Below are 25095 nucleotides of genomic sequence, written 5' to 3' on the forward strand. Positions count from 1 at the left end.
TTCTTTTTTATCCAATAAACAAGGTTAGTTATCAACCTTTAGTTTTTGGAAGTATTCGTCGTAAAGCACACTTGCTTCACCGACTTCATCTTGCCATACGCCGGTATCCATTACTTCTTGTGGAGGGAAGATGCTTGGATCGTTTGCAAAATCTTCTGGAAGTAGCTGGTGAGCTGTTTTCACTGGAGTAGGGTAACCAATCTCTAGTGCGATTTTAGCTGCATTCTCAGGACGTAGTAGGAAGTCGATCATCTTGTGTGCCGCGCCCGCGTTTTTTGCACCCGCTGGGATTGCTAGGCTGTCCATCCAGAAGATAGCGCCTTTTTCTGGCCAAATGATGTCGATCTTGCCACCTTCTTGACGAGCCATGTAAGCAGAGCCATTCCAAAGCATGCCTAGTGAAACTTCACCGGCAAGGTATGGGTTAGCAGGGAAGTCTGAGTTAAATACTAATACGTTAGGCATTAGCTTTTTAAGCTCTTCGTAAGCGGCTTTGATCTCGTCAGGGTTCGTCGTGTTTGGTGAGTAACCTAGTTTAGTTAATGCAATATGGAACACTTCACGTGAATCGTCCATCAGCATTAATTGACCTTCCCATTTGCTGTCCCAGAAATCACCCCATTTTGATACAGATGATTTGTCTAGCATGTCTGAGTTGATACCAATACCGGTCGCACCCCAGATGTAAGGGATAGAGTAGCTATTGTTTGGGTCAAAAGGTTTGTTTAAGAAGTTTGTATCTAGATCTGCGAAGTGTGACAGCTTTGACTGGTCAATTTTTTGTAACATGCCTTCTTTGCGCATCTTTGATACAAAATAAGTAGACGGTACTACCAAGTCATAGCCAGCACCTTGAGTTTTCAACTTCGCGTACATACTTTCGTTAGATTCGTACGTAGAGTAGATTACCTTGATACCAGTTTCTTTTGTAAAGTCTTCAAGAACTTCGTTTGGAATGTATTCAGACCAGTTGTAGAAGTAAAGTTCTTGATCAGCAGCCATCGCTGAAGTGGCGAATAGGCTAGCTGCGCATAATGCGCCTGCATAGATTTTACTTTTCATTATATTTCCGTTTTATCCTACTAAATCAGCACATTATCAATCCTGATAACATCCTCTGAGTAGTATTGAGTATAAAAAGTTGTTTATTGCTAAATGAGAAAATTAGCAGGCGTGATTATATCAGCACAAAATAAAAATAGGCAGCGAATGCTGCCTATTTTATTGTTTCAATCTGGATTATTGACCAGCTTTAAGCTTAAGGAAGTAATCTTCGTACTTCACAGTCAAATCACCTACAGAGTCTTGCCATTCTACGCGGTCAAGATCTTCTTGAGATGGGAACAGCGGTGCAACGTCTTGGAACTTGTCGTTAGACGCTTTAACAGCTGTTAGGTAACCCGTGTCGCTAGAAATCTGCTCAGCGATTTCTGGACGAAGTAGGAAGTCGATCATCTTATGAGCTGCTTCTACGTTTTTCGCACCAGAAGAGATAGCAAAGTTATCTACCCAACCGATACCGCCTTCTTTAGGGAAGACAAGTTTCAGAGGTAGACCTTCTTTTTGCGCCGCAGCAGCAGAGCCGTTCCAAAGCATACCAACACCAACTTCACCTGACATGTAAGGCGCGCCTGGGTTGTCAGAGTTGAACAGTAGAACGTTTGGCATTAGCTTTTGAAGTTCTGCGTATGCTTCGTCGATTTGTTTTGGATCAGTTGAGTTACCAGAGTAGCCCAATTTGCGCAGTGCAATGTGGAATACTTCACGAGTATCGTCCATTAGCATTACTTGACCTTCAAGCTCAGGGTTCCATAGATCAGCCCAGCTTTGGAAGTCGTTTGGATCGTACATATCGGTATTAACTGCAAGACCTGTGATCGCAACAACGTGTGGAATAGAGTAGTCGTTGTTTGGATCAAATGGTTTATCTAGGTAGTTAGTATCTAGATTTTTCAAGTTAGTCAGCTTTGACTTGTCGATCTTTTGTAGCATGCCTTCATCACGCATTTTCGCAACGAAATACGTAGAAGGAACGACAAGATCATAACCTTGGTTATGGGTCTTTAGCTTCGCGTACAAAGTTTCATTCGACTCATAAGTCGAGTAGATAACCTTGATGCCAGTTTCTTCGGTAAATTGTTCTAGGATATTACTATTAATGTAAGGACCCCAGTTCATAAATACCAATTCTTTGTTTTCGTCCGCTGCAACTGAACCAGAGAACAGTGAAAGCGCACATGCACTACCAGCTAATAGAGTAGCCCATTTTTTCATCGACGTTAGTCTCCAAACCAAACGTTGCTCGTTATATCGAGCGTCTATATAAAAACAGAATGGCTTTGCCATTCTGTTTCGTGAAAAGCCTGCGATTCTACTTTACTTTTTCTCGTGCAAGCAACTGCGACGTTACTACAAGAGCTAAAGAGACAATCAGCATGACTGTTGCTAGGGCATTCACCTCTGGAGAGATGCCCACTTTGACCATTGAGTAGATCTTCAATGGCAAAATTTCATATGTTGGACCAGTTACAAATGAACTGATGATTACGTCATCAAGAGACAAGGTAAAACTGAGCAACCAACCAGCAGCTACAGCTGGCTTAGCAAGGGGTAGGATGATCTGCTTTAGAATGACCCATTCGCTTGCGCCCAAGTCTTTTGCCGCTTCCAACATTTTTACATCGAAACCGTTAAGACGGCTGTAAACCGTAACTACTACGAATGGCAAACAGAAGGTAATGTGTGCCACAAGCAGGGTTAAGAATCCAAGTTGCGCGCCCATAACGAGGAACAACGCCAGCAGCGAGATCGCCATAACGATATCAGGTGACATCATCACAACAAACAGCATGCCGTTTACTAGGCCTTTACCCTTGAAAGAGTAACGGAATAGAGCAACCGCCGTTAAGCTACCAATAATTGTAGCAGCTGTTGCAGAAAACACCGCCACGTTTAAAGAGTGCCAAGCAGCCTGCATTAAACTGTCGTTGTTAACTAACGTCTCGTACCACTTAGTGGTGAATCCCCCCCATTTCATGCCAAAACGGTTAGCATTAAATGAGTTAACGATTAAAACGATGATTGGCAAGTATAGAAATGCGTATACCAGCGCCATAAAGCTAAATCTAACTGTACGTCCCATTAGTCTAGCTCCACTTTCTTATTCAACAATTTACCCGCTCTATAGTAGGCATAAAGCATAATCGCCATCGCAACCGTCAACGCAATACTGGTTGCTGCGCCAAATGGCCAATCACGCGCGTTCAGTACTTGGCTCTTAATCACGTTACCAATTAGAAGGTTCTTCGCACCGCCCAGAAGATCTGAGATGTAGAACATACCAAGGGCAGGGAGCAGTACCAATAAACAACCACCGATGATGCCAGGCATCGTAAGTGGCAGAATCACGCGAGTGATAGTTTGGAATTTGTTAGCACCTAAATCTTTTGCCGCTTCAAGGTAAGTGTTGTCGAGTTTTTCGATCGCACTGTAAAGCGGTAAAATCATAAATGGCAATAAGATGTACACCAAGCCAATCATTACAGCCGTTTCTGTATACATAAGTCGTAATGGCTTATCGATGATTTCCATCGCCATCAGAGACTTATTCAAGATACCTTGTGTGCCTAACACGATTTTAAGGCCGTAAGTACGGATCAGCGAGTTAGTCCAAAACGGTACGATAACCAGAAACAACATAAACGGACGCCATTTGTGTGGCATCTTCGCGACGATATAAGCGAATGGGTAACCAATCACTAAACACAATAGGGTTGCAACAATCGCCATGTAAAAAGAGTGCATCAGCACTTTGGCATACAGAGGGTCAACTAAACGAATATAGTTGTCCAATGTAAACGTCATGTCGATTAGGTTTGCTTCATCACGGGTTAGGAAACTGGTACCAATGATCATTAAGTTCGGGATTAGTACAAACAGTGCTAACCACGTAACAATCAGTGTGATGATCGCATTCTGAAGATTAAATTTCTTGCTCATCATTTAGTACCACCTCCCAGCTTTCAACCCAGGTAATTGCCACCTTTTGGCCTAGTGAGTGATCCACATCTGGATCATCTTCGTTGAAGAATTCACTAACCATTACACGCATGCCAGATTCAAGTTCAATCACAGAATCAAGCGTCATACCTTTGTAGGTACGTTCAGTTACATAACCAACAATGCCTTCTTGCTCAGACTCTTTGATCTCTTCAATACGAAGATCTTCTGGGCGCAGTAGCACTTGCAGTTTGTCACCGGCGTTTGCTTCTTTCTCGTAGTAAACCACAGACTCAACCCCTTCGATTTGCGCACGAATACGCTTGTCGTCGATGCGTTCGAGCATCGTAGTGTTGAACACGTTGATTTCACCGATGAAGCGAGCAACGAATAGGTTCTTCGGCTCTTCATAAATTTCACGTGGAGAACCGTCTTGTTCGATCACGCCATCACGCATCACAATGATACGGTCAGACATCGACAATGCTTCTTCTTGGTCGTGAGTAACGAAGATAAAGGTAATACCAAGTTGACGCTGTAGCTGCTTAAGTTCGATTTGCATCTGTTTACGTAGTTTGTAATCCAGTGCTGATAGCGATTCATCAAGAAGCAGTACTTTAGGTTTGTTAACAACAGCGCGCGCAATCGCAATACGTTGTTGCTGACCACCAGAGAGTTGGTGTGGCTTACGTTGCGCCATTTTTTCTAGGCGAACCATACGCAATGCTTCCATAACGCGAGGTTCAATCTCAGCATTAGGAACTTTCTGCATGCGCAAGCCAAACGCAACATTCTCATATACGGTCATATGAGGGAATAGCGCGTAACTCTGGAACACAGTGTTGACATGTCTCTGCTCAGCAGGAACTTCAGTAACGTTCTGGCCATCTAAGATAATGCTACCATTATCCGCGGTTTCAAAACCTGCGATCATCCTAAGAACGGTGGTTTTACCACAACCTGATGGACCAAGAATTGTTAAAAATTCGCCGTGGTTAACATCAAGGTTAAGATTACCGATGATCTCCTTACCATCGAAACTCTTACTAATACCAGTTAAACGGATAACCGGTTGCTCTGCTGTTTGTTTGTTCAACGTCTGTTTTTCTCCCACATCGGCCATTTTAAACTCATTTCCGTCAATGGCCTGTAGTTACACAAATAGAGGCGCGCATCATAATCACCAAAAGTGTGAATTCAAAGCATTTTCTTACCTAACAGCCGAAAAAATTTTACAGGTAAAAGTAAACATTATTTACCATACTGTTTTTATACGATTTGCTTATTTAAAGCATTCGGCAGTTTGCGACGTGATCGCTAGCGAATGATGCGCTTTTTTTGGCTTTGCGGGTTAATTATCAGCCAAATAGGCAATAAAGCAAGAGTAGAAAGCAGATTCGATGTGAGTGTTGGGCCGCTTTGCGTATAATGTCCACCACCGCAATTTTTGGTTACAGCGTTATATTTGCTACAAGAACAATATTCGCGGTATTTTGCTCAGCAATCGTCAGCCGATATAACGAAGAAAACACCGGATTAAACAATGAACAATGATATTGAGAAAGACTTTAACTTGGGCGGGAGCGTAGAACGCGCGATCACCGGCCAGTACGACTTGAAAGCCGGAGAAGTATTTCGTGAAGCTTGGGAGTGTACGATTAAGAACTTCTTATCGTTCTCTCCAGCCATCATCATTTTGATGTTTGTACAGTTAGCGATTTTCTACATCGCACTGAAACTGCAACTAGGTGACCCATCATTGCTGTTTAAAGCGATGGCCGATCCAGCTGCGTTTAGCCCCGACATTGTACAAGCGCTTTTTATCGCAAACTTTAGTTATGAAGTGATTAGTGCGCCGATTTACGCAGGCATTTGCTTAATGGCTATGAGTCATTCTGCTGGCTTGAATACCAAGCCTCGTCACATAGGGAAAGGGCTACAATTTACTATTCCCGTTATTTTAGCAACGCTGTTTAGCTTGATGCTGCAAGGCGTTGCTAGCATGATTTTGCCATTTGTTTCATTTTACTTATCATTAGCGTTTAGTAACTCTATTTTATTGATTTGTGAAAAGAAAATTCCACCAATGCAATCTTTGCTGCTGTCACTTCGTGCAGTAAATAAGAAGATTTTCGTTTTAGCAGGCATCTACATTATGTTGATGCTGATGTTTATTGCAGGTGCAATGTTTTATGGGTTAGGGCTGATCTTCGTTCTACCATTTTTCTTCCATGTGAAAGGTATTCTCTACCGTAATATGTTTGGTATTAAGCTAAGGATTGTTGCAACTGATCGCCCGAAAGATGATGATGACAACAACCCACAGGTGTTTAATGCATAAGTTAGAAATAGCCGCAATTTCAGCGGCTTTTGGTCTTGGTGTCTTTGGTTGGTTTCGATTTGAATATCCAACAGTGGACGTTGAGCAAGGGGCGACCAACCAAATTCTTTTTGTTGGTCAAGCAGTCGGCTCAGCCCCAGATTTTGCATCGTTTGACAATGTTGTAGAGAAGAAACAAGCCTTCTTCGATTACTTGAGACCGGGCGTTAAACTTGAAAATCAACGTGTGCAAAAAGAGCGAGCTCGTTTAACGAGCATCGCGCAACGCTTTGAACAAGGCTCGTTAACGAGCGAAGACAACAATTATGCTAAGCGTTTAGGTCAGTTATACGATGTAGAGCTAACGACTGAGGGCGTTACAGTGGCTTGGCTCGATAAGATGTTGCACCGGGTTAACGTGTTACCTGAATCGTTGGTGATGACTCAAGCAGCAAATGAATCAGCGTGGGGCACTTCGCGTTTTGCGACTAAAGCAAATAACTATTTTGGTCAGTGGTGTTACAGCAAAGGCTGCGGCCTTGTGCCGTTACAGCGTAACGAAGATGCATCACATGAAGTTGCCAGTTTTGATTCGGTACAAGAATCGATTCATCGTTACTTTATGAACGTTAACCGCAATAGAGCCTATTACGATCTGCGTGAGATACGTTTTGACCGTCAACAGGGCGACCAAAGTTTGATTGATACCCAGGCTGCGATTGCTTTGACTAACGGTTTATTGAAATACTCTGAGCGAGGTGAGGCATACGTCAAGGACTTACAGACGATGATCCGTCACAATGACCAGTTCTGGACAGACTATAACGATCTCACACAATAATGAAGAAAGTAACGCTCACACTGATTTCTGCAGCGCTGTTTAGCGCTGTATCTTTACCAAGCCAAGCTCAAGAATACCGATTTACCTATTCAAAGCTTTATACACACATGAAGCAAAACGACAAAGAAGGCCATGCGGATGTCAAAGTAGGCTTCTTCTTTCTCGATGCCGCTTCTAATCAGCTATGTAAAATCAAAAAAGCCTGGATGGAAAAAGAAGAACATTACGAAGATCTTGTCATTTCACCTGCGCAAGAAGTATTGGTACCACTCGATAGTCACTTACGTCAGGCTAACCCACTAGTTTATGTTGACACTCCTCAGGATAGACAGTGTGACTTTTCAATGGTCGTCATGACCAAGCAGGCGTTTTCTGGTGAGGTTGCATACAGCCAAATTGAAGCGCTATTACCACAAATGCAATCCATCCTAGAACAGTTAGGCGGAATGTTTGCAAGTTGGTTTACCCCAGAGGTCGAAGGAGTCACATTAGAATTCGCCAACAACCTGAATTCAACGGTTCAATTCTCCAATGGCAAACAAAAGCCGGTGGTCGATGGTAAAATTCAAATTACATTGAATGAGATTGGTGAAGGTGGTTCCTTTACCTTACCGCAAGAAACTTTACGCGTTTTACCTTATCTCACCAAAGCAAACTAGAGAGCTAATATCACTCTATCGTCAGCGGCCTACATGGCTAGTAAGATATTCAAAACCAATAGTCACAACGTAAAAAGGGTCGCAATCACCGACCCTTTGTAATTTTAAACCCGTAGTTTTTAAAGTTTAGATATTGGTTACATCTAACTTCAAACTAGGATCAAATTCCTGCACGCTATCTTCGTCAGCAAAGTTTTGTACTGGCATCTCTTCTTTATCAAAGCCAATATCCCCGCCGTTAATAACGCCTGAATCACGGTCAATAGCTTTAAAATCAAATAGATTGTAGTCAGCAAGGTGGCTTGGTACCACATTTTGCATCGCACGGAACATCGATTCGATGCGACCAGGGAAACGCTTATCCCAGTCATTAAGCATGAGCTTAATGTTTTGACGCTGTAGATTTGGCTGAGAACCACACAAGTTACATGGAATGATTGGGTAATCACGCATCTCAGAATACTTAATGATGTCTTTTTCACGACAGTACGCCAATGGACGAATAACCACGTGCTCGCCGTTATCTGATACCAGCTTAGGTGGCATGCCTTTTAATTTGCCGCCATGGAACATGTTTAAGAACAAGGTTTCCAGAATATCATCGCGGTGATGACCTAGTGCAATCTTAGTTGCACCTAGCTCTTTCGCCGTGCGATACAAAATACCACGACGCAGACGAGAACACAGAGAACAAGTGGTCTTGCCTTCTGGGATCTTGTCTTGAACGATTGAGTATGTGTCTTCTTCAACAATTTTGTACTCAACACCTAGTGATTCTAGGTATTCAGGTAAAATGTGGCTTGGGAAACCTGGTTGTTTTTGGTCAAGGTTAACCGCTACCAGCGAAAACGAGATCGGAGCACTTTTTTGTAGGCTCATCAGTATTTCCAACATCGTAAAGCTATCTTTACCGCCTGATAGACAAACCATAATGCGGTCGCCATCTTCAATCATGTTGAAGTCTTGGATCGCTTGGCCAGTGTTACGGCGAATACGCTTTTGTAGTTTGTTGAAGTTATATTGTTGAGCCTTGGTGCGCTCTTGATTTTGCTCGGTCATTAGTTCGCAGTCTTATCCGGTAATCTGAATACAAAACGATACCTGCATTGTGCCTCTATGAGGCTCAATCGGTATGAAGGGCGTATGATACGGATAAATAATTGAGATGCTAGTGCTATTGTTGGTGAAGATAGAAAAATCCCCTCACGTTGGAGGGGATTGGTGTGTTTAGATTGCGGTCGTAGGGTCGAGAGGGCTGATGTAACCTTCAGGTTTGAGCGCAAGAACATCACAATTAATTTTATCAATAACATGTTCAGCTGTATTACCAATGAACACCGCTGAAAGGCCAGTGCGGCCAGTTGTGCCGATGATGACCATTGCGGCATTAAGCTCTTTGGCAGCTTGCGGAATGATATCTTCAGGCAAGCCTTGCTCTACTATCGTTTGTTCATCATTGTAACCATGTTTTTGACGCAATGCTTTCATCGCCGTTAAGTGATGTCCGCGCACAGCGTCGGTATACGTCGTTGGGTCAAACTCCGGTAGCTCAATGGTAATATTGGCAGGCGTGACGGGGTAGGCATTAATCAAATAAGGTTTAGCGCCTAATCGCTCGGTCAAACAGGTCAATTGTTCAACCATAAGATCATTGAGACCTAAATGGGTGTCATTTTCTGAGCCAACATGAACTGAGGCAATAATACTTGCATCCGCTGGCCAATCGGCATTTTTAACCAGCAAAACAGGAGCAGGGCATTTACGCAATAAGTGCCAATCAGTTGGGGTAAAGATCACGGACTCGAGCACGTCATGTTTACGCGTACCTTTGATCACAATGTCATGGCTGCCTGCATAAACTTCCGCGATAATCGCTTCGTAAGGGCGGTTGTGCCATACCACACGCACGTCAAAATCAATATCTTCATTGATATATGGTTCAGCAACACTACGCATCCACTGTTCACGTTGATGGATTACGCCACGACGCATAGCATCACGCTCATCCATAGAGAGCATGGAAGTCATGTCGTAAGAGAAGTCGTAGATTGACAAGAAAAACGTAATACGGCTGCGAGAGCGGCTTTTGGCAGCTAATTGCATTGCTCGCGCGAGCGCTGGTTGATCATCGCTATTAATATTGGCAACGACTAGGATGTTATTATAGATACTCATAGCAAACTCCTTAAAGCTGAGGAGACTTATACCTAAGTCACTTGGGCCGACAAGATTACTTTAGCGCAGTTGAGAGGGAATTATTAGGAAAAGTTGTGTCGAGATTGGGATTTTATGATGTAGCTCAGTTTAGAGCTACATCATTGAAGTTATTACGATTCTGTCGAAACGCCAGCCAGTTGCATTAGGGCGTCGTGATCAAGAATAGTGATGTATTTACCTTTAACGCTCAAGATTTCTGACTTTTGGAAGCGGCCAAGTAGGCGACTGATTGTCTCTACCGTCAGACCAAGATAGTTACCGATGTCACCACGAGTCATGGTAAGACGAAATTCTCTTGGGCTAAAGCCTCGCTGTGAAAAGCGCGTTGAAAGGTTATACAAAAATGCCGCCAAACGTTCTTCTGCGTTTTTCTTTGAAAGTAACAGGATCATTTCTTGATCACCCTTAATTTCACTGCTCATCAAACGCATAATTTGTTGACGTAATTTCGGCATTTTTCCCGATAAATCATCAAGAATTTCGTATGGGATTTCACAAACCATCGATGTTTCAAGCGCTTGCGCGAAGCTTGGGTGACTATCATCGGTAATAGCATCAAACCCAACGAGATCGCCAGCCAAATGGAAGGCGGTAATTTGCTCGTCACCTTGCTCTGTAATGGTGTAGCTCTTAATGGTTCCTGAACGAATCGCATACAGCGACTTCAATTCGTCGCCAGCTTTAAATAGTTCTTGGCCTTTTTGAATTGGCTTTTTACGCTCAATGATCTGATCAAGTTGGTCTAACTCGCTCTCATTTAGCGTAAACGGAATGCATAGCTGACTAATGCTGCAATCTTGACAGTGGATAGCACAACCACCGGATTGAATGCGTTTTGCAGGCTTTTCAGAAATCATAACAACCTTTCACTATTTGATATACATCAATATTTTATCACCGCTAAAAGATAAAAGGTAGTGAAAAAAGATGCTTAAAAACAGTAATCTATCAACTCTAGGCCAGTAAACGCATCGCACCATATGCAGTATATAGCCCATAACCCAATATTGTGATCGCGGCGATGTTTCGAAAAACCGTAGATTGTTGCAGTTTGTGTAAATACGTTGACCCATAACCAACCATCAGCATCGCGGGTAAAGTACCCAAGCCAAACGCCGCCATAATCAACGCGCCATTAAGGCTACTTCCAGAAACCACCGCCCAAGTTAGAGTGGAATAAACTAAGCCACAGGGTAGCCATCCCCATAAAAAGCCAAAGGCGCCAGCTTGGTACGGACTGCTAATGGGTAACAGTTTGTTACTCATCGGTGAGATGTATTGCCACAACTTCTTACCCAGATTCTCAACGATGAGTAGACCTTGCCACCAACGACCAATATAGCAAGCAAGCAAAACCATAAACAGTGCCGCAAGAAGACGTAACCACGCAAAGCTATGGTTAAGGCTGGCCACTTCTGCAATGGTGGAAACCGCGCCACCGATTAAACCACCGAATAATGCATAACTGAAGATTCGGCCCAAATTATAAAACAGCGGAATGATCTTAGATGGTTGTTCATTTCCCATTGAAAGCAGGGATGCCACACCACCACACATGCCCATGCAGTGACCGGAACCAATTAGACCAATCATAAAGGCGGCGACTAAATCTGCACTCATTTTTTTGGCTGATCCTTTTCATCTTCATCAAAAAGGATATTGTGTCCTTGACGCTCTAAATCCTCGAACTGTTCACTTTTAACTGCCCAAAGAAATATACCCACCGCGACACACACTAAGACGATCGCAATCGGAATCAATATATAGAGGCTTTCCATAGTTCTTAACCTTGTTCCTTATGGGACTCTTTTAGTAATCGAAGTGAATTAGAAACAACGATAATGGAACTCGCCGACATGCCGACGACGGCAAAATAGGGGGCAACTAACCCCGCAACAGCGAGAGGTAAGATTAATAAATTATATCCTAATGACCAAGCGAGGTTTTCTGCGATAATTCGTCGGGTTTTAAGAGCTAACTCACGCGCTTGCAAAATTCGGTCGAGCTTGTCACCCAGCAGCACCATATCCGCAGACGCTTTGGCAACATCGGTACCGCCTCCCATCGCAACTGAAAGATGAGCGCCCGCTAGAGTCGGGGCATCGTTAATGCCATCACCCACCATCATGGTGATATCGTCATCGCGACAACTGTGTAAGTAATCAAGTTTATCCTGAGGCTTTGCTTCCGAGACTACATCATCAATACCGATTTGTTGTGCAACAAGCACGGCATTGGCGTTTGAATCGCCCGTGAGCAGCGTCACTTTGATGCCAGCATCTCTAAATTGCTTAACAAAGGCAACAGCTTCTTGGCGAATTGGGTCTTGATAATAGAAAGTGGCAACATGTTCGTTGGCAATCGATAGGTATATTGCATTCGGCTCGGCTTTATCTTGAGATGACAAGACAAATTCAGCACTGCCAATTTTGATCGGTTTACCCTGATAACAACCTTGAATACCGAAACCAATCACATTTTCTATCTCGTCGATTATGACATTTGCATCAAGATAAGGACGAAACGCGCGTGCAAGAGGATGATTGGCGTGTGCTTCAAGTACTGCAGCTAGAGAGAGAGTGCTACTTTTTGATTGTTGCCCAAACAAACGCACACTATTGATTTCAATGTCGCCATGGGTCAATGTGCCCGTTTTATCAATGATAAGGTGATTGACCTTACATAAGGTCTCAAAGACATGACCTTTACGCAGTAAGATCCCAAGATTACCCATTCGTGATGTCGCACATGTCAGTGCGGTAGGTGTCGCTAGAGAAAGAGCGCAAGGGCAGGTAGCCACAAGCACTGCAAGCATGATCCAAAACGCATCATCAGGTTGGTTTTGTTGCCAGTAGAACCAAGTCGCGGCAGCAATAACAAGCAAAACTGCGACAAAGTAACGCGCCACCACATCGGCAATTTCAGCGATCTTAGGTTTAGATAGCTGAGCTTCATCTTGCAGGCGTACAATGTTTGAAATCATTGAATCGGCTTTGCTCGAGCGCACTTCAAGGACGAATGCTTCTTCGCCATTAAGCGTGCCAGCATAAACATGGTCACCGATGATTTTGACAACCGGGATGGACTCTCCCGTTAACATCGATTCGTCAATATGCACACGGCCTTGCGTGATAATGCCATCCGCTGGGATATGCTCTCCGGGCAAGACACGAATTTTATCGCCTACTTGTAACGATTTTACCGGTGTTTGTTCACCCTCAAGGGTCGTCGCCATCGCCGGGATAAGTTTCAATAGGTTTCCGCTTGCAGCTGCCGCTTTTCTGCGCGCACGCATCTCTAAGAAACGACCAACAAGCAAGAAAAACGCGAACATTGAAATTGATTCGAAGAACACTTCACCTTGTTCGGTTACGGTAGCGACGAGACTGGCTACATAGGCAAAAATCATCGCAATGGAGACTGGGACATCCATTCCGAGCGTTTTGCTTCTAATACTGCGCCATGCATTAAGATAGAAAGGCAACGCAGAGTAGAGCATCACCGGAGTGGCAAAGATCAAGCTTACCCAACGAAAATAATTGCGAAATTCGGGGTCTAAATCGCCAAAAACTTCGAGATAAAGGGCAACCGCCAACATCATAACTTGCATCGTCGCAAGCCCTGCGATACCTAATCGATAGAGGTATTGCTTCATCATGCGGTGATAAGCAGCTTCTTGTTGATCCGCTTCAAACGGCGCAGCTTTGTAGCCTAGTTGATGAATCACCGCCAACAATTCACTGAGTTTTGCTGTTGAGTTATCCCAAGCGAGGATGGCTCGATTAGTGGTTGTGTTAACGCGTATTTGAACAACGCCTTCGGTATGCGAAAGCTGCTTTTCAATCAACCATGCGCAAGCGGCGCAAGAAATACCATCGAGTGACAATGTCACTTCAGAGTGTTTGTCGCTATTACGAACAAATTCGTTTTGCACTTCTTGGTTATCATAATGCACCAGTGCTTGTAATTGCTCTGGGACCAAGTTGGCTTTTTCTGCAGGGGCAGTTCGATATTGATAATAAGAGACCAAACCACTATCCATAATGGTTTGGGCGACAGTCTCACAGCCCGGACAACACATATCACGTATTTGTCCGAGAATCTCTACTTTGTAGTCCGTGTTGACTGGTACTTCTTCACCGCAGTGGTAACACGATTGGCACATAGATTATATCAGTTCATTAGTTGTGTTGGAGTAGCTGAAGGGAAGGTAACTCGTCCTTGAACCAGCCATTGTTTATCGTGCGGAGTAATCTCGATAAACCAAGGGCCTTGCAGCGGCTCTTCCAACAGGATGTGGTATTCACCACTCGCATTCGCCGTTAGCATTTGGTTAAAGTCGCGATCAGGTAAAGTGCGGTGAGCAAAGGTGGCATGCAGAGCGGGAAAATGCTCGAGAGTCCCCTTGTCCAGCGTTAACACAATCGCATTACCATCGGATAAAGCCGAGGCATTGATCGCTAATTTTTTTGCTACTTTAATCTTGGAGAGATCGATATTGATACCTTTGCCTTTTTTATAGTAATCCTCAGTAACCAAAGAGACTGAATGGTTGGACAATATGACAATTCTAATCACTGACCAGATAATGACGGTTAGAGGAAGAAGGATTAGAAACCACGGCCAAAACTGCTTATACCAAGGCTTTACCATAAAAAAGTTCTCACAAAAAATTGGAATGTCTTACTTTAAGAAAAGTCAGCCCCTAAGACTAGGGGCTGTTATTGAAATGTTACTTATTGTCGCCGTTAGATAGACTCCAAACATAGGCAGAGACTAGTTGAACTTTGTCTTCGCCAAGGATGTCTTTCCAAGCAGGCATTACACCTGAGCGGCCATACATAACGGTTTGCGTGACATCATCACGAGTACCACCAAATAACCAGTATTGATCGGTTAGGTCAGGGGCGCCAAGAGTAGGGTTACCCTTACCATCGGTACCGTGACACGCAGCACAAACGACGAAACGTGCTTTACCGGCTGCCGCTTCTTTCGCATTGACCGAACGTCCAGATAGACTCAACGTATAGCTGACAACTTCTTTAACACCGTCATCACCGAGTACATCTTTCCAAGCGGCCATCATACCGACACGCCCATTCATAATGGTGTTCACAATTGCATGCGGTTCACCACCATATAGCCAAGCGCCGTCAGTCAGATTTGGAAAGCCTTTTTGGCCACGAGCATCCGAACCATGACATTGAGAACAGTTTTGCAAGAACAAACGTTGTCCAACTTTAACCGCTTCAGGATCGGCGGCGATATCAGGAATTGATTTGAGTTGATCAGTTCCTTCGACATAAGCTAAGCCACGAAACGCTTCACCAAAGTACTCGTCAGCATCACCCAGCTCTTTCGCATACTGATCGAGCTGCTTGTTCTCTTGTGCTTCTTTAATCAATTGCTTTGATTGTTCAACACTTTGAACAAGTTGGTTTGAACTAGTCCAACCTAACAGACCTTTATAGCTACCTAAGCCTGGGTAGAGTGCTAAGTAAATAGCGGCAAAAACAAATGTACTTACAAAAAGGTAAGTCCACCATTTCGGTAGCGGGTTATTGAGTTCACGAATACCATCGTATTCATGGCCCATATCTGCACCTTCTTCAACCCCCATTTTGTCTTTAAGACACCAATAGAGTAGTGCAGCACAGCCAAGCAAAGTGCCTACTGTGATTATGATTATCCAAAGACTCCAAAACGTATCCATTATTTGGTCTCTCCTTGTCCTTTCGTCGGCGTTTGCTCTTCGTCAGCGAATACAAGGTTGGCATCTTCCTCAAAGCGAGCTTTACGTTTTTTACCGAAAGCCCACCAAACCACACCCAGAAAACTCACAAAAAGAACGATGGTCCAAATACTGTGAATAGTACCTATTTCCATGATCAGCTCCTTACTTCATTGCATGACCAAGAGACTGAAGGTAAGCAATGATGGCATCCATCTCTGTTTTTCCTTCTACATCTTTCGGTGCATTAGCAATCTGTTCATCGGTGTAAGGAACGCCAAACTGATTGCGGAATAACTCAAGTTTTTTCTTGGTTAATTCGCCATCTAGACCGTTTTCTTCCAACCAAGGGAAGCCTGGCATATTTGATTCAGGAACCAATTCACGCGGATCAATCAAGTGAACACGGTGCCATTCATCAGAGTAACGACCACCAACGCGGGCAAGATCTGGGCCGGTACGCTTAGAACCCCACAAAAATGGATGCTCATAAACGCTCTCACCAGCAACAGAGTAGTGACCATAACGTTCGGTTTCAGAACGGAAAGGACGAATCATTTGGCTGTGACATACGTTACAACCTTCACGAATATAAACATCACGTCCTTCCATTTCTAACGCGCTATAGGCGCGTAGATTTTCTACTGGTTCAGTGGTTTGCTTTTGGAACATCAGCGGAGTGATCTCTACTAAAGCCCCTAAGCTGATAGCAAAAACAATCAAAATCGCTAGCAAGCCGACGTTACGTTCAACAACTTCATGGCGATTGTTAGAATTATTGCTCATTCCTAAATCTCCTTATGCCGGTTGCGGGATAGCTTTGAGGCTATCGCTTGGTGCAGTCACAGTCTTGTAGGTGTTGTATGCCATTAAGAACATACCCGCCAAGAAGATGAAACCACCAATGAAACGTACCGCGTAGAACGGGTAAGATGCTTGAACAGACTCAACAAAACTGTAGGTCAACGTACCGTCAGAGTTGACTGCACGCCACATCAGACCTTGCATCACACCTGAGATCCACATGGCGACGATATAAAGTACCGTACCAATGGTTGCAAGCCAGAAGTGTGCATTAATCATGCTCACTGAATACATGCGTTCTTGATTAAATAGGCGAGGGATCAAGTGGTAAACTGAACCGATTGATACCATTGCAACCCAACCTAAAGCGCCTGAGTGAACGTGGCCGATTGTCCAGTCGGTATAGTGCGATAATGCGTTAACCGTCTTGATTGACATCATCGGACCTTCAAAAGTCGACATGCCATAGAAAGAGAGGGAGACAATCAAGAAACGTAGAATTGGATCGTAGCGCAGCTTATGCCATGCACCAGATAGCGTCATGATACCGTTGATCATGCCACCCCAAGATGGAGCAAACAGAACCAATGACATCACCATACCCAATGACTGAGTCCAGTCAGGCAGTGCAGTATAGTGAAGGTGGTGCGGGCCAGCCCAAATGTAGAGTGAAACTAGTGCCCAAAAGTGTACGATCGATAAACGGTAAGAGTAAACAGGGCGCTCAGCTTGTTTTGGTACGAAGTAGTACATCATGCCAAGGAAACCTGCTGTTAAGAGGAAACCTACCGCATTATGGCCATACCACCACTGAATCATCGCATCGACGGCTCCAGCGTAAATCGAATATGACTTACCAGCCGAGACTGGGATGGCCATACTGTTAACAATGTGCAGCACGGCAACGGTGATAATGAAAGCACCGAAAAACCAGTTTGCCACATAAATATGTGAGGTATTACGTTTGATCAACGTACCAAAAAAGACAATCGCGTATGAAACCCATACAACAGCGATTGCAATATCAATAGGCCATTCAAGTTCTGCGTACTCTTTACCTGAGGTATAACCCAAAGGCAAAGTGATCGCGGCGGCTAAAATAATAGCTTGCCAACCCCAAAAGGTGAACGGAACGAGAGGACCTCCAAATAAACGCGTTTGACAGGTACGCTGCACAACATAATAGGACGTTGCGAAAAGGGCGCTGGTACCAAACGCAAAAATTACCGCATTAGTATGCAGTGGACGTAATCGACTATACGTCAGCCACGGTGTATCAAAGTTTAACTGTGGCCATACTAACTGAGCGGCAATCAAAACCCCAACTGCCATGCCGACAATACCCCAAAGAATGGTCACTAAGGTAAACTGACGAACGACGGTATAGTTGTAGGCTTGTTCAAGCTGCTTTTCCTGGCTCATATTTGCATGCTTCCAATTCTATTATTACTACACTTTACTTCCAACACGACTCATGTCGTAATGCCACCCAAACCACTCAGAAAAACCATACTGCTTAAAGTGGTTAAATAATCTTTGCGCTTTTTAAAAAAAGTGGCATTTTCAGGGAGAAACTATACTGCAATTAACATTTTAATGACAGAGGGGTAACCTTACTCACAGTCTGGATTTGCCTATTTATTTAAAAACTTTGAAGCTTGTTACACGGAGAAGACCCAATAATGGCTGCACAAAAGCTAACAAAAGAACGTTTTGTTCAAATAATCATCATGTTAACGGTGCTAATCGTTGCTTTTTTTTGGCGAACTTTTAATTATGAAGCGGAGAAAAAGACGAGTTGTAAATTGCAACAACCGTGTGCATTTTATGTTAACGACGCCCAGTTTTTTGCTCAATTCACCCCACAAGAAATAAAAATTGTAACGCCTAATGACTCTTGGGAAATTGATGGTGCAATCGCGCTAAAAGCGACCAAAAATACTTGGCAACTCAACAATAGTTTGCTGCGTAATATCACAGTCATGAACAAAGAGAATGACGAAACAACGCACATAGAATTTGTTGTGCAAGACAACTAAAGATCAGTAAATCATAGAAAATACGAAGCTTTGATCTTAATGACACATTTATATCGATAGATAATAAATGTGTTTATTAAGTATTTTATGGTAAATAGATTATGTTTAATCAAATGACTGTAATAGGCGGAATAAGAGAGGTAGAGTGATGGAACACTTCGTATCTTTAATACCTCATTTAACATAATATACATAATGCGCACTGAGCTAGGGCTTCTTTAGGGGTGTAAAACACCAATGCTAATGCGCCGCTAGCCATTGATATTCTTGAAAATTTAAGTCTGTGATACTTTTTACAAGGCTTTCCAATATGCTTGGATTATCGTTGCAATCCACATGACAATCTAACAATACAACTTCTGATTCATTCTGGTGGCCTGTATCGGCGCCAAGAAATTAGATATCAGGCTGCTTAGAAATAGAAAATTACGCTTATTCTATGCCTCTTTATTTCTGTATCTCTTAATTTTAAATCCCTTAGCTCATTTTACTGTCTACTGTTGTGCATTTGAATTTTAGGCACTTAAAAATGTAACTTTGAGGCAATCTGATTTTCTGGTCGCTACTTTGGATCTTGCTGCCTACAAGCTTGATGTTGTTCTAATTGTGCTTAGGTGGCTGCGTCTATTCAGCTAAGCTGATTGCACGACGAAAAATGGTGATTCGTCTTTTCCTTCTGATTGGATCTGTATGTCTTGTTAGACAATTAGCGTCGCATGAGTTTGCTTTAATCTCATTGGTTTTTCTTTCGGTGTTCTTTCTATCGTCGTTTAACAAATGGCTTGTAGAACTAACACTGATCTATTTACTTTGCGTTAATGTTCATTGTACTTACATCGCGTCATACGAGTCATGCTTGATGGCTTAACTTGTTGTTACGGTTCAAATCTAAGAAAATAACGAGCATAAATCATCCTGTTATTCTCTATACAGAAAAGTGTTACGCGGTCACTCTGTGAGATTTTGTGTCAGATTATGCAAAGAGTATGTATAGCGATAGCACTTCTACCGCGATACGAAATGTTGAGGCAATCTTGATGGGTAAAAATGGACATGCGTGCGCACCATATTTAACATAAAACCAAATGATTAGACTTTTCTATGGTACGCAAATTACGTTCTTTATCGTGGTAAATATCGGTACTAAATTGAAAATTAGGCTTTCTTATTCCCTTTTGATGTAAAACCTTGATGGGGAAAAACATTGCGGATTCGCTGTTGTACTTTTTTGGGTACTGACTTAGAGAATGCTAATTTATGACCGGCACGTTGGCGGTACACTTTAAGTACACCATCAAATGGCTGTTTTTCTGCAATTTCAACGACATTATGCTGAAATTTTGCGGGAAAATGGCCCTTAAACTGCTCAATGTGACCCCCTTTGAAGGTGACTTTGAGGACTGGTCTATCGAATGCGACGAGCCAAAAAATGATAACAGCGGCAATAATAACAACGTATACCATTGGCTACACTCCTTTAGTCTGACAACAATTTGCTTAAATCTTGTTTTAAACTAGAAACCGTTTTAGACGCTTTTTCACTACGTGATGCTTCTGACAATAGATATTCAATCGCATCTGATAACGTACAGCCTAACTCTCCAGCGCGATAAGAAAGCTTTTCCCAAACGCGATAATCAAGATCAATGGATTTTTTCTTGGTGTGGATCTGCTCTGCATTAAAGTGACGTTTACGCTTAGCACGAATGGCTTGTTTAAGCTTGTTGTCGAGATCAAGAGCCATGTTCTCTTCAATCCATTCGAGCACTTTGGTTGGTTCATGCTCTAGTAGACGCAATTCTTCCACTGCGTGCTTATCTTCACTGCTATCGATGTGGCGGGTGATTTTATCCCCATCCTTCCATTTCTTAATGAGATACTTCCACTTCCATCCGCATTCTAAATTTTCAAGTTGTTGATATTTCATTTTTAATCACCCAATCACGATATGGGTGACAGCGTAACCCATAGCTGCGATAGACTCAATCACCAACTGTATAAATGTCGACTCAGATCTTGAAACGATAAGCAGGAATAATATTAGGATTCGCTATAACCTTATGCGCTTTTTCTATATAATTTGTCTCCTTTCTAAGTAACTGAATGTATCGAATGATCCAAGAAAAATGGCAAGCCGTCACGCCACAGTATAGTGAATATAACGCCTATATAGAGAACATGCCTTCTCTACCTCTCATTAACCTTGGTGAAGTGCAGCCTAGACTTTCGAAAACTATCGAAACATTCACACGGTTACCTGGCTTAAGTCGATTGTTAGTCCTCAATGTGCCTGATAATTCATTTTATCGTGAGCAGATTCAACAAGTCGTCATGAGCAAAACGGACAAATCGGTTTTAATTACAGAATCTCTGGATACTAAAACTTTGTTTGGCAGTTACAGTGCTGATCATGACGGTAATGTCATCGTAAAAAAACAAGGATTACTCGAAAAAGCCGCAGATGGTTTTTTAATCATGCCAATCAATGTATTACTCGCGAATCCTGCCAGCTGGCCTGCTTTACGATCTGCATTGTTAGCGAACCATGCTCAAGCCATTAACAGCAACCCATCAAAACCCGCAATCAGTGAACCTGCATATGAGACACACTGTAAAATCATCCTAACCGGTGATCGCGCACAGATTGCTGATTTTGAGTACCTAGAGCCTGAACTGTATTCTGGCTTAGCTTTATACAGCGAACTTGAGCTTGAAATTGGTTTAAGTACAGAAACCATTGAGTCTTATCTTGGGCACTTAAACTGGATCGCCGATAAATTTCACTTTCCAACGCTGACGGCTGATGCGATTCATCGCTTAATGACCGCTGGCGCACGATTTACTGAAGATCAGCGTTATATGCCACTGGATATAATGTGGTATTTAGGCTTGTTCCATGAAGCGAGTCTTGACGTCACAACCTCTCAACTCGATGAGTCTGATATCGATCGCGCATTCGAAGCCAAATACTATCGTGAAGCTTATCTACCTGAACGTGCTCGTTCGGATATTCTCGATGGACAAGTCATTATTGAAACGCAAGGTGAATGTGTTGGTCAAGTGAATGGCCTAACCGTGATTGATATCCCAGGACACCCGCAATCTTATGGTGAGCCGGCTCGTATTTCCTGTGTTATTCACTTCGGTGACGGCGATATTTCGGATGTTGAACGTAAAGCGGAACTCGGTGGCAATCTGCACGCAAAAGGCATGATGATCATGCAAGCATTCGTGGCAAGTGCTCTGAAATTAGAAGAACCATTACCCTACTCTGCTTCGGTTGTTTTTGAACAGTCCTACTGTGAAGTTGATGGTGACAGTGCAACGTTAGCTGAATTGTGTTCATTTGTGAGTGCGCTTTCGGAGTACCCAATCAATCAGCAGATTGCCGTCACCGGCGCAGTCGATCAGTTTGGTAAAGTGCAAGCGGTTGGCGGCTTAAATGAGAAGATTGAAGGCTTCTACCACGTCTGCAAACACCAAGGTTTTACAGGTAGCCAAGGTGTGATCCTACCGAAAACCAATTTAAAACATCTCGCACTTCACAAAGATGTGGTTGAGAGCATCAAGAATAACGAATTTCATATATGGTCTGTCGAAACTGTTGATCAAGCGATTCCAATCATCATGGGTAAACCATTCCGCGGTGACGATGAGGAAAGTGTCATCAGCATGATTGCGCAACGTATTGAAAACTTTGAAAGAGATGTTCATCCTATTTCGCTGTTAGAGCGTGTAAAGAACTGGTTTGCTTAGTACTGATCGGACTTGTTTGGCGTACACGTGTTCTCTAATATGCAGGTATCAAAAATTGGAGTAATTGATAATGCAAAACAAACGTGAATCGTACAATCGCGAAGATCTTCTAGCGTCAAGTCAAGGTACGCTATTTGGTGAAGGCTATCCTCAACTTCCTGCACCAAACATGCTAATGATGGATCGCATCGCCAAAATGTCTGAAACCGAAGGTGATTTTGGTAAAGGCCTGATCTTAGCAGAACTCGATATCACGCCAGATTTGTGGTTCTTTGATTGCCACTTCCCTGGTGACCCTGTAATGCCTGGCTGTCTTGGTTTGGATGCCATGTGGCAGTTGGTTGGTTTCTACCTTGGTTGGGTTGGCGGCAAAGGAAAAGGCCGTGCATTGGGTGTTGGTGAAGTTAAGTTCACGGGACAAATCTTACCAACAGCGAAGAAAGTGACTTATGAAATTCACATGAAACGCGTAGTAAACCGTCGCTTGGTAATGGGTTTAGCGGATGGCCGTGTGCTTGTTGATGGTAAAGAGATTTACGTTGCGAAAGATTTAAAAGTCGGTCTTTTCCAAGATACGTCTGCATTCTAAGTAATTAAGTTTTTAAAGCGATTCAGTTGAGTCGCTTTTTTGTTTAACAAATCCTTAGTTATAGTGCACTAGGCATATATTATAAAGCCCCTTTCGGGGCTCAGTTCCTTAGTGTATGTGAAGAGAGGGTCTATTTATACAAACCAGACATTTTATCATCTCTGGCGTCACGCCAACCACCAAGCCAGTAAGATCGAGCATCCATCTGTTGATACGGACAGTTTTCCGTTGAACGGCCATTTAGGCCTGCTTTGTATCCTTGAGATTGCGCTCGTTCTAGGCGGTCACGCTTTTGTCTCTTCATAGTGTCGTCCTCATACAATATGTTTTTGCTACCGTACTACTACTAACATTGTGGCGCTTTGATTACACCACTATTAAAGAATCGATCAAAAACGGTACTTTCTCAAGGTATAAAAAAAGCACAGGTCCAAAAGTGTGAACCTGTGCCCTCATTTACATTTAGATAAACTATTTTCTACGGAAACCCAATAGACCTAACAGACCAAGCGCTAACCAGCCTAGAGAGCCGCCTTCACGTTTAACCGTACCCGATTCGCTGTTTGCCGAATAACCACGAGCTGAAATAGAACGCTCTGTTGCATTCGCGATAGGGATCAATTTTACGGCAGCGACGGTTTCAGCGCCGATTTTCCCACCTTGACAAAGTGAGTCATGATCTGAGGTGTCATACCCACCTTCACATTTCAGTGCTGTGGCTGAGATGATACCGGCATCATTAATATCACTTGCATCAATGATACGGAATTCATTATTTGCGTTGAGACCGTTAGTTAAATCATCAAGTAACCATGAGCGGTTTTGGAAGATCTGAGCGCGGCTAGAATCAGTCCCTGTTAAGTTGAGAGGATTAATAAACCCACGTTTTGGCCTCGGAGTGCCATCAATTTCACGTCCAGTAGTCATATCAACACTACCGACCACTTCATTAAAGTTGTTTATCGCACCAAGCGTACCACCGGCTTCATTAGCAAATACACCGCCAGAAAAATAAGTCGCTGAAGGAGACGCAATATTACTTACGTAAAACAATCTATTTGCTGCAGAGCCATTAGCAGGATTTGACTTAGAAAGCTTGGCACTGCCGACTGCTATTTTATTTTTATTGATAGATGACACAACAGAGTTCGTAAAAATATAGTCAGAACCACCGTTAGCCCCTGTAACTTGAGCACTCGATAATCCAGCTAAATTCGTTGTATTACCCGTAAAAATTGTCGCATCCATACGCTGATCTGAATAGGTGTTATAGCCAACACCATAAAACTCAGTGCCATTAATATAAAAGTCACGAATGCTTGCTTGACCTAATCGGTCAGAATCTTTGACTCGTCCTCCGCTGCCGAAATTCAACTCTATAGGGTCGATACCATTCCAAACAACCGCTCTTGAGTAAAACCAAGTCCCTTCATTATTCGTTTTTTGTCGTGAAACGCTACCAACTGTATAAGTGCCATCCGTTTTCCAAGCATGGGAGCTAACTACGGCTGCTGTCTCGTTGCTATCTAATGCATCTGTATCGTTAGGAGATTCAATGGCGGCTTTAGAAAACGCTTTATTACGTACAGCGCCTACTCGCTCGTTACCTACTGGTTCTCCAGTAGAAGCAATACTATTAATGACCGCATTTGAACCCGATACTGTTGTTCCACTACCTTCTATGAAAGCGAGTGAATTCGGCACACTGCCGTCATCCTTGGCATAACCCGCATACTGTTTTTGTGCCCAAGTATCACAAATCGCGTAGCCAAGTTGACCATCACAGTAATTTTCAAACTCTGCTTGATCATAAGGAGAATAATCAAAGCCATTGTCCATCGCGAAAGGCACTTCTTCGCGGTAACTAAGTCCTGCTGGCCAATTGCGCGTTTCAGCAGAAATTTTAGAGTCCGGACAAGAATAAGTATTATCGAAACAACCAAGTGGGTTACCACCAGGAACCGTTGCAGATTCAACGGAAGTACCATGATACTCGGTTTTATACCCACCCAATCCATAAGCGTCTGTTGCTGATTCGTTAATCTCAACGACGTTATACAAAGCTGCTTGTGCGCCGAAAGATGCCGCGATCGTCGCGGCAATGGCTGAAATTTTAAATACGTTACTTCTCATGTAAACC

Annotated in this window: 26 protein-coding genes; 6 read left to right on the forward strand and 20 right to left on the reverse strand. The window is 43.2% G+C overall.

Annotated features, from left to right (window positions below; genetic code table 11):
• Positions 1-24 precede the first annotated feature (24 nt).
• The 5 genes from RH86_RS04885 to potA all read right to left on the reverse strand — a co-directional run bounded on the left by RH86_RS04885 (position 25) and on the right by potA (position 5113).
• Positions 25-1062 (reverse strand): extracellular solute-binding protein, encoded by a 1038-nt coding sequence (locus RH86_RS04885; protein WP_005597982.1) that lies wholly within the window; start codon positions 1060-1062, stop codon positions 25-27.
• Positions 1063-1239: 177 nt separating this feature from the next.
• The gene (locus tag RH86_RS04890; protein ID WP_009385330.1) at positions 1240-2274 is read right to left on the reverse strand and encodes an extracellular solute-binding protein; all 1035 of its coding nucleotides are present in this window, start codon (positions 2272-2274) and stop codon (positions 1240-1242) included.
• 97 nt (positions 2275-2371) lie between these two features.
• The gene (gene potC, locus RH86_RS04895; RefSeq protein ID WP_005597977.1) at positions 2372-3142 is read right to left on the reverse strand and encodes a spermidine/putrescine ABC transporter permease PotC; all 771 of its coding nucleotides are present in this window, start codon (positions 3140-3142) and stop codon (positions 2372-2374) included.
• Complete coding sequence (potB, locus tag RH86_RS04900) at positions 3142-3999, reverse strand: spermidine/putrescine ABC transporter permease PotB (protein WP_174269661.1); 858 nt, start codon at positions 3997-3999, stop codon at positions 3142-3144. Before potB ends, potC begins: the two co-directional genes overlap by 1 nt.
• Positions 3983-5113 carry a spermidine/putrescine ABC transporter ATP-binding protein PotA gene (potA, locus tag RH86_RS04905; protein ID WP_009385331.1) on the reverse strand — a complete coding sequence of 377 codons (1131 nt, stop codon included), beginning with the start codon at positions 5111-5113 and terminating at the stop codon, positions 3983-3985. Before potA ends, potB begins: the two co-directional genes overlap by 17 nt.
• Positions 5114-5542: 429 nt before the next feature.
• Here potA and RH86_RS04910 point away from each other — a divergent pair, with 429 nt between their 5' ends.
• From RH86_RS04910 to RH86_RS04920, 3 genes are read left to right on the forward strand one after another with little or no spacing between them, the layout of a single operon-like run.
• The gene (locus RH86_RS04910) at positions 5543-6340 is read left to right on the forward strand and encodes a hypothetical protein (protein WP_009385332.1); all 798 of its coding nucleotides are present in this window, start codon (positions 5543-5545) and stop codon (positions 6338-6340) included.
• Positions 6333-7160, forward strand: coding sequence for a glucosaminidase domain-containing protein (locus RH86_RS04915; protein ID WP_009385333.1), 828 nt, complete (start codon positions 6333-6335; stop codon positions 7158-7160). The genes RH86_RS04910 and RH86_RS04915 overlap by 8 nt, the downstream gene beginning before the upstream one ends.
• Entirely contained in the window at positions 7160-7819 is a 660-nt protein-coding gene (locus RH86_RS04920; protein ID WP_009385334.1) for a DUF2987 domain-containing protein, read from the forward strand. The genes RH86_RS04915 and RH86_RS04920 overlap by 1 nt, the downstream gene beginning before the upstream one ends.
• 126 nt (positions 7820-7945) lie before the next feature.
• On the opposite strand, the gene ttcA is transcribed toward RH86_RS04920, so the two are convergent.
• From ttcA to ccoN, 11 genes are all read right to left on the reverse strand, one after another.
• Positions 7946-8878 (reverse strand): tRNA 2-thiocytidine(32) synthetase TtcA, encoded by a 933-nt coding sequence (gene ttcA / locus RH86_RS04925; protein ID WP_005597965.1) that lies wholly within the window; start codon positions 8876-8878, stop codon positions 7946-7948.
• A gap of 168 nt (positions 8879-9046) precedes the next feature.
• Positions 9047-9994, reverse strand: coding sequence for a universal stress protein UspE (gene uspE, locus RH86_RS04930; RefSeq protein WP_009385335.1), 948 nt, complete (start codon positions 9992-9994; stop codon positions 9047-9049).
• 152 nt (positions 9995-10146) lie between these two features.
• Positions 10147-10893 carry an FNR family transcription factor gene (locus RH86_RS04935; protein ID WP_005597962.1) on the reverse strand — a complete coding sequence of 249 codons (747 nt, stop codon included), beginning with the start codon at positions 10891-10893 and terminating at the stop codon, positions 10147-10149.
• Between the two features lie 97 nt (positions 10894-10990).
• Positions 10991-11656, reverse strand: coding sequence for a sulfite exporter TauE/SafE family protein (locus RH86_RS04940; protein ID WP_009385336.1), 666 nt, complete (start codon positions 11654-11656; stop codon positions 10991-10993).
• A complete protein-coding gene (gene ccoS / locus RH86_RS04945) occupies positions 11653-11814 on the reverse strand; it encodes a cbb3-type cytochrome oxidase assembly protein CcoS (RefSeq protein WP_005597959.1) in 162 nt (53 codons plus the stop codon). The genes RH86_RS04940 and ccoS overlap by 4 nt, the downstream gene beginning before the upstream one ends.
• A gap of 5 nt (positions 11815-11819) precedes the next feature.
• A complete protein-coding gene (locus RH86_RS04950; protein ID WP_009385337.1) occupies positions 11820-14201 on the reverse strand; it encodes a heavy metal translocating P-type ATPase in 2382 nt (793 codons plus the stop codon).
• A gap of 8 nt (positions 14202-14209) precedes the next feature.
• Positions 14210-14689 (reverse strand): FixH family protein, encoded by a 480-nt coding sequence (locus tag RH86_RS04955; RefSeq protein WP_009385338.1) that lies wholly within the window; start codon positions 14687-14689, stop codon positions 14210-14212.
• A gap of 79 nt (positions 14690-14768) precedes the next feature.
• Positions 14769-15749 (reverse strand): cytochrome-c oxidase, cbb3-type subunit III, encoded by a 981-nt coding sequence (gene ccoP, locus RH86_RS04960; RefSeq protein WP_009385339.1) that lies wholly within the window; start codon positions 15747-15749, stop codon positions 14769-14771.
• A complete protein-coding gene (locus RH86_RS04965) occupies positions 15749-15922 on the reverse strand; it encodes a cbb3-type cytochrome oxidase subunit 3 (protein WP_005597951.1) in 174 nt (57 codons plus the stop codon). Before RH86_RS04965 ends, ccoP begins: the two co-directional genes overlap by 1 nt.
• A gap of 10 nt (positions 15923-15932) precedes the next feature.
• Complete coding sequence (gene ccoO, locus RH86_RS04970) at positions 15933-16553, reverse strand: cytochrome-c oxidase, cbb3-type subunit II (RefSeq protein ID WP_009385340.1); 621 nt, start codon at positions 16551-16553, stop codon at positions 15933-15935.
• Positions 16554-16565: 12 nt separating this feature from the next.
• Complete coding sequence (gene ccoN, locus RH86_RS04975; protein ID WP_009385341.1) at positions 16566-17993, reverse strand: cytochrome-c oxidase, cbb3-type subunit I; 1428 nt, start codon at positions 17991-17993, stop codon at positions 16566-16568.
• A 260-nt stretch (positions 17994-18253) separates the two neighbouring features.
• Here ccoN and RH86_RS04980 point away from each other — a divergent pair, with 260 nt between their 5' ends.
• Positions 18254-18610 (forward strand): hypothetical protein, encoded by a 357-nt coding sequence (locus RH86_RS04980; protein ID WP_009385342.1) that lies wholly within the window; start codon positions 18254-18256, stop codon positions 18608-18610.
• Between the two features lie 1155 nt (positions 18611-19765).
• Here the strand turns inward: RH86_RS04980 and RH86_RS04985 are convergent.
• Together RH86_RS04985 and matP are read right to left on the reverse strand one after the other, a co-directional pair.
• A complete protein-coding gene (locus RH86_RS04985) occupies positions 19766-20074 on the reverse strand; it encodes a DUF3634 family protein (protein ID WP_009385343.1) in 309 nt (102 codons plus the stop codon).
• A gap of 13 nt (positions 20075-20087) precedes the next feature.
• Positions 20088-20537 carry a macrodomain Ter protein MatP gene (matP, locus tag RH86_RS04990; RefSeq protein ID WP_009385344.1) on the reverse strand — a complete coding sequence of 150 codons (450 nt, stop codon included), beginning with the start codon at positions 20535-20537 and terminating at the stop codon, positions 20088-20090.
• 185 nt (positions 20538-20722) lie between these two features.
• Between matP and RH86_RS04995 the strand changes: the two genes are divergently transcribed.
• Positions 20723-22366, forward strand: a complete 1644-nt coding sequence (locus tag RH86_RS04995; protein WP_038219268.1) for a Lon protease family protein — start codon at positions 20723-20725, stop codon at positions 22364-22366.
• A 70-nt stretch (positions 22367-22436) separates the two neighbouring features.
• A complete protein-coding gene (gene fabA / locus RH86_RS05000) occupies positions 22437-22955 on the forward strand; it encodes a bifunctional 3-hydroxydecanoyl-ACP dehydratase/trans-2-decenoyl-ACP isomerase (RefSeq protein ID WP_005597411.1) in 519 nt (172 codons plus the stop codon).
• A 130-nt stretch (positions 22956-23085) separates the two neighbouring features.
• Here fabA and rmf read toward each other — a convergent pair whose 3' ends face one another.
• Both rmf and RH86_RS05010 read right to left on the reverse strand, forming a co-directional pair.
• A complete protein-coding gene (rmf, locus tag RH86_RS05005; protein ID WP_005597413.1) occupies positions 23086-23259 on the reverse strand; it encodes a ribosome modulation factor in 174 nt (57 codons plus the stop codon).
• 167 nt (positions 23260-23426) lie between these two features.
• Positions 23427-25088, reverse strand: coding sequence for a DUF3466 family protein (locus tag RH86_RS05010; protein WP_009385346.1), 1662 nt, complete (start codon positions 25086-25088; stop codon positions 23427-23429).
• Between the last annotated feature and the right edge of the window lie 7 nt (positions 25089-25095).

This window comes from Vibrio sp. N418 (genome assembly GCF_000222565.1).
Lineage (GTDB): Bacteria > Pseudomonadota > Gammaproteobacteria > Enterobacterales > Vibrionaceae > Vibrio > Vibrio scophthalmi.

What these genes read in the sequence shown, in the direction of transcription:
- fabA (WP_005597411.1), top strand. Translation starts at nt 22,437, where the DNA reads ATGCAAAACAAACGTGAATCGTACAATCGCGAAGATCTTCTAGCGTCA.
- RH86_RS04985 (WP_009385343.1), bottom strand. Translation starts at nt 20,074, where the DNA reads ATGGTATACGTTGTTATTATTGCCGCTGTTATCATTTTTTGGCTCGTC.
- RH86_RS04915 (WP_009385333.1), top strand. Translation starts at nt 6,333, where the DNA reads ATGCATAAGTTAGAAATAGCCGCAATTTCAGCGGCTTTTGGTCTTGGT.
- potC (WP_005597977.1), bottom strand. Translation starts at nt 3,142, where the DNA reads ATGGGACGTACAGTTAGATTTAGCTTTATGGCGCTGGTATACGCATTT.
- ccoP (WP_009385339.1), bottom strand. Translation starts at nt 15,749, where the DNA reads ATGGATACGTTTTGGAGTCTTTGGATAATCATAATCACAGTAGGCACT.
- RH86_RS05010 (WP_009385346.1), bottom strand. Translation starts at nt 25,088, where the DNA reads ATGAGAAGTAACGTATTTAAAATTTCAGCCATTGCCGCGACGATCGCG.
- matP (WP_009385344.1), bottom strand. Translation starts at nt 20,537, where the DNA reads ATGAAATATCAACAACTTGAAAATTTAGAATGCGGATGGAAGTGGAAG.
- RH86_RS04890 (WP_009385330.1), bottom strand. Translation starts at nt 2,274, where the DNA reads ATGAAAAAATGGGCTACTCTATTAGCTGGTAGTGCATGTGCGCTTTCA.
- uspE (WP_009385335.1), bottom strand. Translation starts at nt 9,994, where the DNA reads ATGAGTATCTATAATAACATCCTAGTCGTTGCCAATATTAATAGCGAT.
- RH86_RS04965 (WP_005597951.1), bottom strand. Translation starts at nt 15,922, where the DNA reads ATGGAAATAGGTACTATTCACAGTATTTGGACCATCGTTCTTTTTGTG.
- potB (WP_174269661.1), bottom strand. Translation starts at nt 3,999, where the DNA reads ATGAGCAAGAAATTTAATCTTCAGAATGCGATCATCACACTGATTGTT.
- rmf (WP_005597413.1), bottom strand. Translation starts at nt 23,259, where the DNA reads ATGAAGAGACAAAAGCGTGACCGCCTAGAACGAGCGCAATCTCAAGGA.
- ccoO (WP_009385340.1), bottom strand. Translation starts at nt 16,553, where the DNA reads ATGAGCAATAATTCTAACAATCGCCATGAAGTTGTTGAACGTAACGTC.
- RH86_RS04885 (WP_005597982.1), bottom strand. Translation starts at nt 1,062, where the DNA reads ATGAAAAGTAAAATCTATGCAGGCGCATTATGCGCAGCTAGCCTATTC.
- RH86_RS04940 (WP_009385336.1), bottom strand. Translation starts at nt 11,656, where the DNA reads ATGAGTGCAGATTTAGTCGCCGCCTTTATGATTGGTCTAATTGGTTCC.
- ccoS (WP_005597959.1), bottom strand. Translation starts at nt 11,814, where the DNA reads ATGGAAAGCCTCTATATATTGATTCCGATTGCGATCGTCTTAGTGTGT.
- RH86_RS04955 (WP_009385338.1), bottom strand. Translation starts at nt 14,689, where the DNA reads ATGGTAAAGCCTTGGTATAAGCAGTTTTGGCCGTGGTTTCTAATCCTT.
- RH86_RS04980 (WP_009385342.1), top strand. Translation starts at nt 18,254, where the DNA reads ATGGCTGCACAAAAGCTAACAAAAGAACGTTTTGTTCAAATAATCATC.
- RH86_RS04950 (WP_009385337.1), bottom strand. Translation starts at nt 14,201, where the DNA reads ATGTGCCAATCGTGTTACCACTGCGGTGAAGAAGTACCAGTCAACACG.
- RH86_RS04935 (WP_005597962.1), bottom strand. Translation starts at nt 10,893, where the DNA reads ATGATTTCTGAAAAGCCTGCAAAACGCATTCAATCCGGTGGTTGTGCT.
- RH86_RS04910 (WP_009385332.1), top strand. Translation starts at nt 5,543, where the DNA reads ATGAACAATGATATTGAGAAAGACTTTAACTTGGGCGGGAGCGTAGAA.
- ttcA (WP_005597965.1), bottom strand. Translation starts at nt 8,878, where the DNA reads ATGACCGAGCAAAATCAAGAGCGCACCAAGGCTCAACAATATAACTTC.
- ccoN (WP_009385341.1), bottom strand. Translation starts at nt 17,993, where the DNA reads ATGAGCCAGGAAAAGCAGCTTGAACAAGCCTACAACTATACCGTCGTT.
- RH86_RS04995 (WP_038219268.1), top strand. Translation starts at nt 20,723, where the DNA reads ATGATCCAAGAAAAATGGCAAGCCGTCACGCCACAGTATAGTGAATAT.
- RH86_RS04920 (WP_009385334.1), top strand. Translation starts at nt 7,160, where the DNA reads ATGAAGAAAGTAACGCTCACACTGATTTCTGCAGCGCTGTTTAGCGCT.